10 protein-coding genes are annotated in these 11,440 nt (G+C 58.4%); all 10 read right to left on the bottom strand.

Going from position 1 to position 11,440, the window contains the following annotated elements; genetic code table 11:
• Nucleotides 1–15 precede the first annotated feature (15 nt).
• The 10 genes from K7H21_RS16075 to K7H21_RS16030 all read right to left on the bottom strand — a co-directional run bounded on the left by K7H21_RS16075 (nt 16) and on the right by K7H21_RS16030 (nt 11,326).
• Nucleotides 16–1,173 carry a CMD domain-containing protein gene (locus K7H21_RS16075; RefSeq protein ID WP_112166405.1) on the bottom strand — a complete coding sequence of 386 codons (1,158 nt, stop codon included), beginning with the start codon at nt 1,171–1,173 and terminating at the stop codon, nt 16–18.
• Nucleotides 1,174–1,355: 182 nt separating this feature from the next.
• Nucleotides 1,356–2,144 (bottom strand): enoyl-ACP reductase FabI, encoded by a 789-nt coding sequence (fabI, locus tag K7H21_RS16070; protein ID WP_004121225.1) that lies wholly within the window; start codon nt 2,142–2,144, stop codon nt 1,356–1,358.
• A gap of 210 nt (nt 2,145–2,354) precedes the next feature.
• The gene (locus K7H21_RS16065; RefSeq protein ID WP_049112426.1) at nt 2,355–2,897 is read right to left on the bottom strand and encodes a HutD/Ves family protein; all 543 of its coding nucleotides are present in this window, start codon (nt 2,895–2,897) and stop codon (nt 2,355–2,357) included.
• A gap of 18 nt (nt 2,898–2,915) precedes the next feature.
• Nucleotides 2,916–3,725, bottom strand: coding sequence for a putrescine export ABC transporter ATP-binding protein SapF (gene sapF, locus K7H21_RS16060; RefSeq protein ID WP_004121221.1), 810 nt, complete (start codon nt 3,723–3,725; stop codon nt 2,916–2,918).
• A 1-nt stretch (nt 3,726) separates the two neighbouring features.
• Nucleotides 3,727–4,719 (bottom strand): putrescine export ABC transporter ATP-binding protein SapD, encoded by a 993-nt coding sequence (gene sapD / locus K7H21_RS16055; protein ID WP_004121219.1) that lies wholly within the window; start codon nt 4,717–4,719, stop codon nt 3,727–3,729.
• Nucleotides 4,719–5,609 carry a putrescine export ABC transporter permease SapC gene (gene sapC / locus K7H21_RS16050; protein WP_004121217.1) on the bottom strand — a complete coding sequence of 297 codons (891 nt, stop codon included), beginning with the start codon at nt 5,607–5,609 and terminating at the stop codon, nt 4,719–4,721. Before sapC ends, sapD begins: the two co-directional genes overlap by 1 nt.
• Nucleotides 5,596–6,561 (bottom strand): putrescine export ABC transporter permease SapB, encoded by a 966-nt coding sequence (gene sapB / locus K7H21_RS16045; protein ID WP_004121215.1) that lies wholly within the window; start codon nt 6,559–6,561, stop codon nt 5,596–5,598. Before sapB ends, sapC begins: the two co-directional genes overlap by 14 nt.
• On the bottom strand, nt 6,558–8,201 hold the full coding sequence (sapA, locus tag K7H21_RS16040) for an ABC transporter substrate-binding protein SapA (protein ID WP_004121213.1): 1,644 nt from the start codon (nt 8,199–8,201) through the stop codon (nt 6,558–6,560). Before sapA ends, sapB begins: the two co-directional genes overlap by 4 nt.
• Before the next feature lie 364 nt (nt 8,202–8,565).
• Nucleotides 8,566–8,850 (bottom strand): hypothetical protein, encoded by a 285-nt coding sequence (locus K7H21_RS16035; RefSeq protein ID WP_049114326.1) that lies wholly within the window; start codon nt 8,848–8,850, stop codon nt 8,566–8,568.
• A gap of 169 nt (nt 8,851–9,019) precedes the next feature.
• Nucleotides 9,020–11,326, bottom strand: a complete 2,307-nt coding sequence (locus tag K7H21_RS16030; RefSeq protein WP_112166413.1) for a helix-turn-helix domain-containing protein — start codon at nt 11,324–11,326, stop codon at nt 9,020–9,022.
• Nucleotides 11,327–11,440 lie beyond the last annotated feature (114 nt).

The following is an 11,440-nucleotide window of genomic DNA, read 5'->3' as shown; positions in this document are numbered from 1 at the left end:
CGCTGTTTCAGCAATTTACGTCTCCTGACCTACATTCCCGAGGGCGATTTTCAGCCGATTCATCCAACCGCACAGCCCGCACCAGGCGAGCAGATCGATAGCCGCGCTGCGGGAAAGCCCGTATTCAGTGAGGGGAGTTAGCTGGGCGGCGCTGAAACGGTCGGGCGCGCGGGTCAAAAGCTGTACGGATTGCAAAAGCTGGCGCTCAATTGACGGGGTGTCTCCCCATGCCTGGACGCCGGATTCATTACCGCGCAAAGCGTCCGTAAGAACGGCTAAATCTGGACATCGCGAAGCCCAGGCGTTAAAGCAGCTGACGCTGCCATTAATCCGCGCGGCTATCAGCGCCACCTGCGCAGCGAACGGCTGTTGGCCGCTGAGATGGGTCAGAAGCTGTTCCTGAAGCGCCAGTGGAGGCTCCTGGGCCGCCAGCAGCGGAGCCAGTTCGAACAGGCCCGGATGTTTTTGCCAGTTCGCTAAAAGCGACTGGCGCTCATCGTCGGCATAGCGTAAGTCGGAATCGTCAAGACCTGGCTGCCAGTCACTCTCCCTCGCGTCAAAAAGCGCTTCTGGAGCATCTTCTTGCTGCAGCATGCCGGGGATCCAGCGCACCGGGTAGCCCAGCGCGGCATGGAATACGGCGATAGCGCGGGCCTGGAAGCTGATAAAACCAATGATCTGGTTGATGAGGATAATATCGCGACTGGTCAGCCCGACTTCGTCCAGCTGGCTGCGGGAGAGCGAGTTAATCAGCGAAGGAGAGCTCGCGAGCTGGCGTGCGTACTGGGTAATCTGCGCCAGACGACGATTGCTCTCGCGCGAGGAGTCCGGGCCGGGAAGCGGCGCCAGCCGGGCGGCGTAGTGATTGCACAGGCGTTGTACGCCATAAACCTGGGCAACGGTCAGCGCAGTACTCAGCCGATCATAGGCGCTAAACGTCTGCAGGCGATTAACCGTCACTGTCGTGGGGAAGAGGGCATCTGCCAGTCGCCGGGCCGGCGTAAGCCAGCGCGCATGCGCCTTGAGCAGCTCTTCGGGGAGCGTCAGATCGAGCAGGAAACGATCTTCAACGTGGGCAGCTTCTGGGACGAGCGGCAATACATCCACCGGGCAGATTGTTGACTGGGTCTCATGATACCAGTGGTTTTTGCCGTAAACGCGGCGTTGCTCCATGGGCGTTCCTTGTTCGGTATGTGGCAAACCGCCGTTTCGCGGTCATGCTATGCGGAACTATCCTGGCTTAACCCTGGAGCGGGAGAAAATATTGATACGTGCTAACAAATAGCGGATTGGAATAACAGCAGGAAAGTATAGGGGAAAGAACCCTCCTCACGGATGCGAGGAGGGTGAAGAACTTATTTCAGTTCCAGCTCGTTCATCGCCGCGATGCTGAAGCCGCCGTCAACGTGAACGACTTCGCCGGAGATACCGGCAGACAGGTCGGAGCACAGGAATGCTGCGCTGTTGCCCACGTCTTCAGTGGTGACGGTGCGACGGATCGGGGTGACCGCTTCGCAGTGCGCCAGCATCTTACGGAAATCTTTAATACCGGAAGCCGCCAGGGTACGGATCGGACCGGCAGAGATGGCGTTAACGCGAACGCCTTCCGGGCCCATGGCGTTCGCCATGTAGCGCACGTTAGCTTCAAGAGAGGCTTTGGCCAGGCCCATCACGTTGTAGTTCGGAATGGCGCGCTCTGCGCCCAGGTAGGAGAGCGTCAGCAGGGCGGAACCCGGGTTCAGCATCCCGCGGCAGGCTTTCGCCATCGCCACAAAGCTGTAGGCGCTGATATCGTGAGCGATTTTGAAACCTTCACGAGTTACCGCGTTAACGTAGTCGCCGTCCAGCTGGTCTGCCGGCGCAAAGCCGATAGAGTGGACGAAACCGTCAAACTTCGGCCACACTTTTGCCAGCTCGGTGAACAGAGATTCGATGCTCTCATCTTCCGCGACATCGCACGGCAGGACGATATTAGAGCCCAGCGCGGCGGCAAATTCTTCCACACGACCTTTCAGTTTTTCGTTCTGATAGGTGAACGCCAGTTCAGCCCCTTCACGGTGCATGGCTTGCGCGATGCCGTAGGCGATGGACAGTTTGCTGGCAAGGCCAGTCAACAGAATGCGCTTACCGGAAAGAAAACCCATAGCTTTTAATCCTTATCGTTATTGCGTATTTTTACTTTAACAATCATTTAGTTAGCGTTGTCATTTCAAAATAACTCAAATTTAGCCGGGAATTATATCCCACTGACGACCCCTTGTGTCACGATATTTTTCTGCCATCCGCCACGTCATATCGCGCTTTGGCTACCGTGTATACAAGAGTATACCATCTGAAATTGTGGCGATATGGCGCTAGCGGCGAACGATTTCCGCCAGTAAAAGTCGGGCGTCCGCAGACCGCGGTAACAGCTCGCCGGGCGATTGGTTCTGCCACCAGATCCCGGAGCCGGCCTGATAAACCGCGTCAGCCAACTGCCAGCTACCCTGGAGAATCCATGCGATGCCCTCCGCGCCGGGCCGCTGTCCTTCCGCGACGACGTTCACGCGCGCTGCGGCGCGCGAGCGCTGGGTCATAATATTGAAGTCCAGGCCGCGTCCGGAGATACCTTCGCTGGCGAGGGGCCACTCGCCGGCAAATGCCCACGGCTGCCAGAGCTCAAGGCGCTGGGCGATATCATCGCCTCGTAGCCACAGCGGCTGTCCCTCAAGCAGGGTGATGACCCGGTCAACGCCGGGAAAAAGGGAGAACGGACCGTCATTTTCCAGCGTGGCGATGCTGGCGCGCCAGAGAAACGGCGCGTCCGGCGAAGCGACGCTGACGATTTCGCGCGTTTCCCCGCCGCCATTTTTCCACGGCGTCACGGGGAGGGTAGAAAATTGAACCGGAACAATCATCGCAATTTACGCCTCGGATTATTTACCGTCTTTACGCCAGGCATCGGCAGTAAGCGCTTCGCCGAAATGACCGGCAATCAGGCGTTTTGTTAGCTCGTGCAGCGGAGACGCCAGAACGTCGGCGGTGCTGCCGCGTTCGACCACTTCTCCTTGATGCATCACCAGCACCTGATCGCTGATGTGCTTCATCATGCCCAGATGCTGAGTCACGTAAATATAGGAGATACCCTGTTTTTCCTGCAGCTCCAGCATCAGGTTAATCAGCTGCGAGCGCATTGACATATCCAGCGACGCCAGCGCTTCATCGCAGACGATGACCTTCGGACGCAGGATCAGCGCGCGCGCCAGGCCCAGACGTTGTTTCTGTCCCGGCGCCAGCATATGCGGGTAGTAGCTGACGTGGTCCGGCAGCAGGCCGACCATTCGCAACGTTTCGATAATCTGCTTCTGCCGCGCTTCGGGTTCGAGGTCGGTATTCAGGCGCAGCGGAAAATCGAGGATTTGCGAAATACGCTGCCGGGGATTGAGCGAGGTCGACGGATCCTGAAAGATCATGCGAATCTTCTGGCTGCGGAAAGAGTAATCGCCAAACGTCAGCGGGCGATCGTCAATCAGCAGTTCGCCGGTGCTGGGTTCAACCATTCCAGCGAGCATTTTCGCCAGCGTCGATTTGCCGGATCCGTTCTCGCCGATAATTGCCAGAGTCTGGCGCTCGCGCAGGGTAAAGCTTAGCGGCTTGACCGCTTCCACCGTTTGCCGATGGAACCAGCCGGTGCGGTAGCGAAAGGTCTTACTCAGATTGCGCACTTCAAGCAATGTTTCGACCATTTCACTCTTTCTCCATGTTCAGCGGGAAATGACAGGCATAGAGGTGGTTACGTGCGCCCACCAGCCGGGGCGTTTCGATACATTCGCGCTGGGCATAAGGGCAGCGCGGCCCGAGCCGGCAGCCGATGGGCAGCTGTTCGAGCAGTGGGATCGCCCCCGGCAAGGTATTGAGCCGACTCTTGTGCGGCATGGCGCTACCGAAATCGGGAATCGCCCGAATCAGCGCCTGCGTGTAAGGGTGATGAGGAATCGTCACCAGCTCTTCGCTCGGCGCGGTTTCCACCGTCTGTCCGCAGTACATCACGTTGATTTTGTCCGCCCATTTACTGAGCATCTGCATATCGTGACTGATCAGCAAAATGGTGGTGTTGTTGTTTTGGTTTAACCGCGTCAGCAGGCGGATAATTTGCGCCTGCGTCGTGGGCTCCATGGCGTTGGTCGGCTCGTCGGCGATCAGCAGCCGCGGTTGGTTAGCCAGCGCGATGGCGATCATGACCTTCTGGCACTCTCCGTCCGTCAGCTCATAGGGAAAGCTGCGCATCGCATCTTTATGGTCTTTAATCCCCACGCGGTGCAGGAGCTCGATGGCGCGCCGCTTGCGCCAGCCCAGGCGCTGCCACCAGCGTCCTTTAAAGGTCCAGCCGGGGATATTCTGCGTCAGCTGCTGGCCGATCCGTTCGGAAGGGTCGAGACAGGATTGCGGCTCCTGAAAAATCATCGAGACGTTGTGGCCCACCAGTTTACGCCGCTCGCGTACTGAGAGACGCAGCAGATCGATATCGTCGAAACGCATACGGTCGGCGGTCACCCGCCAGTTGTCTTTGGTGACGCCGCAAATTGCTTTGGCAATTAAGCTTTTACCCGAGCCTGACTCTCCGACCAGGCCACGAATTTCCCCCTCAGCGAGGGTCAGGCTGACGCGATCGACGGCTTTTACCCAGCCTTCGCTGGTCTTGAACTCAATGGTTAAATTACGGATATCGAGTAACGGCATTATTCCACCCCGGCGATAATTGCGCGGCGGATACCGTCGCCCAGCAGGTTAACCAGCAGGACGCTAATCATAATGGCCGCGCCCGGTAGCATCACCGTCCACGGCGCAACGTAAATCAGCTCCAGCGCGTCGCCGAGCATCGCTCCCCACTCCGGCGAAGGTAGCTGAGCGCCGAGGTCGAGGAAGCCCAGCGCGGCGATATCGAGGATCGCCATCGACAGCGCGCGGGTGATCTCCGTGACCAGACCAGAGGTAATGTTCGGCAGTACCGCGAACCATAAAATATTCAGCGTCGAGGCACCGTCAAGGCGGGCGGCGATAACGTACTCTTTTTCCAGCTCGTCATGCACCATGCTGTAAACCGAACGCACCATCCGCGGCAAAAGCGCCAGCCAGACGGCGAACATCGCGTGGCTAAGGTGCGGCCCGGCGAAGGCGACCACGATAATGGCCAGCAGCAGGGATGGGATCGACAGCAGCGTGTCAAGAATATGGTTCATCACCGCCGACCGCAGGCCGTGAGTGGACCCGGCAATCACGCCGAGCACCAGCCCCAGGAGGGCGGCGCCGAGCGTCACTACAAATGCGCCGCCGACCGTTGGCGCCGCGCCGCTCAGCAGGCGGCTCAGGACGTCGCGACCGAGATCGTCAGTACCGAGAAAGAACGACACTTCGCCGTACCGCGACCATGACGGCGGCAGCAGCTGATAGCCGAGGAACTGTTGGTCGATGCCGTAAGGGGCGAACCAGCCGCCGAAAACGCACAACAGAATCAGCGCCGCGCAGCCGTACAGGCCAATCATCGCGGTTGTATCACCGTAGAATTTTCGCCATACGGTGCGCAGCGCACCCGGCGGGCGCTTCTCCAGATAGACGCTATCGTAGGGCATACCATTCCTTATGTTTCAGTGGGTTTGCCATCGCACCCAAAATATCGGATATCACGTTCACAATAATCACCAGCGCGCCGATGACCATCACGCCCGCCGAGATCGCGGCGTAGTCCTGTTGGCGAATGGCGTTTATAAGCCAGCGGCCGAGCCCCGGCCAGCTAAAGACCATTTCGGTAATCATCGCCAGCGTTAGCATGGTGGAGAACTGCAGCCCCAGGCGCGGGATCACCGGCGGCAGGGCGTTGTGCAGGACGTGGCGGTGTAAAATTGTCCGCCGCGATACGCCGCGGGTGGCGGCGGCTTTGACATAGTTGGTGTCGTACACTTCGCTGGTGCTGATGCGCATCAGACGGATCACTTCTGTCGTCGGCGCCACCGCCAGGGTCAGTACCGGCAGCACCATGTGGCGCGCCGCGCTGACGATCATTTCGTGACGCCACGGCGAATCAGAGAGCCACGCGTCGATCAGCGCAAAGCCGGTGACCGATTTAACTTCATAGAGCAGGTCGAAACGCCCGGAAACCGGAAACCAGCCCAGGGTGAGGGAGAAGAACAGGGTCAGCAGCAGCGCCAGCCAGAAGACGGGAATTGAAAAGCCCAGCAGCGCCAGGGCGCTGATCAGGGTATCTGGCCACTTATTCCGCATGATCCCCGCCAGCATACCGACGGGGATCCCGATCACCAGCGCAAAGCCGAAGGCGAGGATACAGAGCTCCATGGTGGCGGGAAAGACCTCTTTAAGCTGCTCGGAAATCAGCTGCCCGTTGATGCTGGAAACGCCGAAATCCCAGTGCAGCACCCCCTCAAACCAGAAGAGCCAGGCGTTCCACAGCGAGGCACCCTGCAGCGGCGCATGGGGCGTAAAGTAACTCAGGCTAAAACCGACAAAGGTCAGCAGGAAGAGGGTAATCAGCAGCAGCAGCAGGCGACGCAGGGTAAAAATAATCATGGTTTTTTCACCTTGTCTTCTTTTTCCCGCGAGACGCCCGCAAAAGAGGCGTTGCCAAACGGGCTCAGCACCAGGCCTTTCATATCGTAACGGTAGGCCTGTAAACGCAGGGAGGAGGCCAGCGGCAGCACCGGTAGTTCATCGGCAAGAATGCGCTGCGCCTCTTTATAGGCCTCGATGCGCGATGCCAGCTGCTGCGAAGTGAGCGCTTTTTGCAGCACCTCGTCGAATTCGCGATGACACCAGTGAGCATAGTTGGTTTGCGAGGCAATCGCCGCGCAGCTCAAAAGCGGACGGAAAAAACTGTCCGGATCGTTACTGTCCGTTGCCCAGCCGGACAGCGTCAGGTCATGACTCATATCCATTAATCTGGCCTCCTGGAACCGGCCTTCGACCGGCACAATAATCACCTTCACGCCAATCTGCGCCATATCTGCCTGAATAAGCTCGGCGGTTTTCAGCGGGCTGGGGTTCCAGGCCTGCGAGCTGGTGGGTACCCACAGCTTAAGCGTTAGCTTTTCCAGCCCCAGGGCTTTCAGCCGGGCGCGGGCTTCAGTAGGGTTATATTCGGTGATCCTGGCCTCGTTATCGTAGGCCCATGAAGCGCGAGGCAGCATGGACGCCGCGGTTTCCGCCGTGCCGTAGTAGATCGACTGCATCAGGCGCTGGTTGTTGATGGCCAACGCCAGCGCGTGGCGTACCTCCGGATTATCGAGCGGCGGCTTAGCGGTATTAAACGCCAGCCAGGCGATATTCATCCCCGGACGCAGGGTCAGGCGCAGGCGCGGGTCGTCGCGCAGAATAGAGAGCTGGCTTGCGGCGGGCCAGGCCAGTACGTCGCACTCGCCGGTCAGCAGTTTCGACAAGCGACCGGTGCCGCCGGAGCCAAGATCGACCACCACTTGCGGCATCAGCGGTTTACCGCGCCAGTAGGCCGGATGGCGCTGCAGGCGAATGTACTGACCGCTGCGATACTCCTCCAACTGGAACGGACCGGTGCCAACCGGTTGCCGATCGATCATTTCCTGACGATCGCTCTGCGCCAGCTTCGCGGCATATTCTGCCGACATTACCGAAGCGTAGTGGGTGGCCAGGTGCCAGAGGAATGAGGCGTCCGGGCGTTTGAGGCGAAACTCGACGGTATGACTATCCAGTTTACGCACGCTTTCCACGCTGTCGGCAAACTGTAGGCTATCGAAATAGGGGAAGCTGCTGCCGTTGACGTTGTGCCACGGGTGGTCGCGATTAAAAATACGACCAAAGGTGAAAATCACGTCATCGGCATTAAAATTGCGGGTCGGTTTGAACCAGGCAGTGGTCTGGAAAGGCACGTTGCTGCGCAGATGGAAGCGGTAGGTTGCGCCGTTGTCCAGCACCTCCCAGCTTTCAGCCAGTTCGGGGACCAGACGATAGGTATAAGGATCGACATCAAGCAGGCGGTCGTAGAGCTGGGCGGCCAGGGTATCGACGATCAGGCCGCTGCTGACCTTTTGTGGGTTAAAGGTGTTGACCTGACCGCTGACGCAATACACAAAGCCGCTATCGCGAATGTCGGCGTGCGCAGGCAGCGCGGGCGCGGCGAAAGCTTGCCCGCACAGCATAGATGCCGCTGCCAGGAGAGAAGACAATTTCAGGCGCATAATTTCTTTTTGATTATAGAGCAAGGCTCTATCTTATTAATATTAAATAACATTTACCACCACCTTATTGCCTCTGAAGATAATATAAGCGATGGTTGCGTCGGCTATTTGACCAACGGATTCAAATTCATACCGCTTATGAACTTCGAGTATACCTCGTAAATCACCTGACGTTTGGCATCAGGCAAGCAAGGGGTTGAGTAAAGCGTATTTTCGATTCATATGCTGCACGGCTTGAGGATGCTATGGGTATTGAGCACGGCGCTTATTTTGCATCGCAGCCCCGATATCCGCCACATGGTATCTTTTTATTTGCGGTTTCTCCAGCGAGCCGTATCCGCACGGCTCGCTGGATGTTGAGGCGCTACAGGGGAAGAAGTCGGTTATAGCGGGCGATATAATCTTTGGGATTTATTTCCAGCTTTCCGCCGTTGTGATGGAGGGCAACATAGTTACGCAGTACCAGGCCGCTGTTTTGCGGTGTGATTGTCCAGCCCTGTTGACGATATGAATCTTCGGTTGAGCGGATAAGCAGGTCCGAAAAGATCATCATAACCGAGAGCGCCGGCGCGCGGTGGTTTTTCATAGTATGGACCAGGCTGACGTGCGCCGCATAGCGGCCAAGCGTTGAAGGATTGACCGGAATCATCTTTACTTTCAGTCCATTGAATCATTATGCGCAGATGATAGTTCACATGAAGATATCTTGCTAGTTACATTTTTTTAACTGCATGTGAACCGACTCCCGCGCAATCAAACGCCATTTTTCGCGGCACAGGCCGCTTGTGGGACGTTATCGCATGGTGACGCTGTCACTTTTAGTCCGCGAGCGGCGTGAATTCATAAAGCGCCAGCGCGTTGCTTTCCAGCGTCTCTACCAGCTGCCAGCGGTCGCTATCCGGCGTCTCTTCACTGACGCGCAGCGCCGGGCGCGCCCGGTGCATCAGCCAGCGATAGTCCTCATCGTCCGGCCCGCTTTGGCTGCGAAAGGCCTCGAATAGCGGGAAGAGCGCGCCATGGTGCTGATCGAACAGATGATGTTTGATTCGCCAGCGTCCCTCAAGTCCGAGGAGCCGCACGCTCCAGGGCTGACTGAAGCGCTGCGTAAACGCCTCCTCGCTGGAGAGCCAGGGGTTGAACACCACCGTATTGCGCAGCAGTAGCTGATAATGACCGTGATGGCGTAGCAGCAGCAGATTTTTGTCGTTGATTAACACCTCGCCCCGTAGCCTGCGCCATAGCCACAATACCCAGTAGACCGGTCGCGGCAGACCGTGGAGATAGTGCAGTGCCAGGCTGGAGGTATCCAGCTTGCCGTTGGCCCGGGCTTCTCCCTGCAATCCGGAATTCAGCCAGAACCCCGCGAGCCACACCTGATCCGCCAGTCCCAGCAGATTGTCCATCAGCAGCGCGCCGCGAAAGAAACGGCCGTTGGTATCGCGGGTATCGCCGGTGAGGGTATTCCACGAGAGCAGCCAAAGCGGCAGCAGGTGATGCCGCTGGCGCAGGGCGCTATGGAGTTTGCGTAATTTATGTACCGGATAGTTTTCGCTGGCGGCCAGCTTCTGGCTGTCAATCTGCGCCAGATCCAGCAGTTCGTTGGCATCGGCCTGGCAGGCAAGAAAATCCGCCTCGGCAAGCAGCGGTGAGCGCAGAAGGGGATCGTCCTCTACCTGTTGCGGAAAACGGTGCCAGATCCCCAGCGCCGACTGCGGCGATAGCCTCTGCAGGATCGCTTTTTGTTGCCGCCAGGCGTGCTGGCGCGCCTCGTCGCTGGCCTGGGGAGACCAGTGCCAGACGAAGCGCCAGCTGGCCAGGGTTGTCGGCGGAAAATGGTTGGCGGAGAGGCGCAGAAAGCGTTGCAACAGATCGCCGCGGGTGGTGAGCCCGGTATGGAGTATCACCGCCCAGCCCATAGTCGCCAGCCAGCTAAATATGCGCTGCAGATTATACCAGCAGGCGTAGCCGGCCATTTGCGGATCGTCCCAGCCGGCGCTGAACAGACGGCTGCTGAGAAACGGATCGTGAATATCGATGGCGAATATCGGCAGTGCGCCGTGCAGCTGTTCCAGCTCGCGGCGGACATCCTCGCGCAGCAGATCGTCCAGTTCACGAACGGTAACGACCATGCGGGTGTGGCGCAGCGGCGCGGCCCGCGTCGGCAGTTCACGCACATCGAGATGGCGGGTTTGCTGGGGATTGAGCCGCAGCGGCGGGCTGTCCAGGCCGTTGGTTTGCGGCGCATTGAGCCGGGAGTAAAGCCGGTCGATTGATACAGGCTGCCACAGCTCGGCTTGCTGAGGGCGCGGACGAGGGGATTCGATCGCCGTCTGCGGATGCTGCTGGCGGAACTGGCGCGGCGTCAGGCCGTGCTCGCGTTTAAACAGGTCGCTCATCACCCGGCTGCTGGCGAAGCCATGCTGCTGGGCGATCTGCTGCACCGACCTGCGCGTGGCCGTCAGCTGCTCGGCGGCCTTGCGCAGGCGCAGCCCGGTGATGTACTGCATAAAGCTGACGCCCACCTCTTTGCGGAATAGACGTGATAGCCAGGCTTCGGAAACAAATTCCGCGGCGGCAATCTCCTGCAGCGACAGGCGCCGTTGATAATTGGCATCGATTCGCGCCACTACTCGGTTAATTCGTTGGCTCCAGCGTTCCGAGCCGCGAGGCGCCTGGGCAGTGAGGGGACGGCTGAAGCGTGACGCCAGCAGGAGCGCAATTTCGCTAAGCCAGCGGTTGGCCTCCAGCCGGTAGTGTGCCTGGGGATTGACCAGACCAAGGACCAGCAGCTGGCGCATCAGGTAACGCAGGGTGTCTTCGGCATCGCGCGTTTCGCTGCTGCTCTGGTAGGCGGAGGAAAAAAAATCACCGTCGAGGCGGGTCAGCCACCCGGCGTTCAGCGACAGCGTCATCACAACGTTCGCCGTCTTGCTGTTGAGACTCCAGCGGCGATGACGATTCACTATCGCCAGTTCATCAGCCTGTAGATAGCGACCCGTTTCGCCATCGCGGAGTTCTACGCTGCCCTCAAGCAGCCATATCAGTGTCAGAGCATCGTTTTCCTGCTGGCTCCACTGTCGGATATCGCGAACCACAACCTGAAAGTCGCCTGAATGATGCTCCACCGTCGCCTCCTGAAGACAAAAAACAGCATGTTATTTTTTGTCATAACCGTTTTGTATGAAAAGCACTCATTAATAATCCGTCACTATAAAACAAAAAATCGCATTTTAAAGCCA

Origin of the sequence: Klebsiella sp. CTHL.F3a (assembly GCF_019890895.1) — a bacterium.
Lineage (GTDB): Bacteria > Pseudomonadota > Gammaproteobacteria > Enterobacterales > Enterobacteriaceae > Klebsiella > Klebsiella grimontii.
The sequence above is the reverse complement of the archived record's forward strand: the minus strand, read 5'-3'. Positions and strand labels throughout refer to the sequence as shown.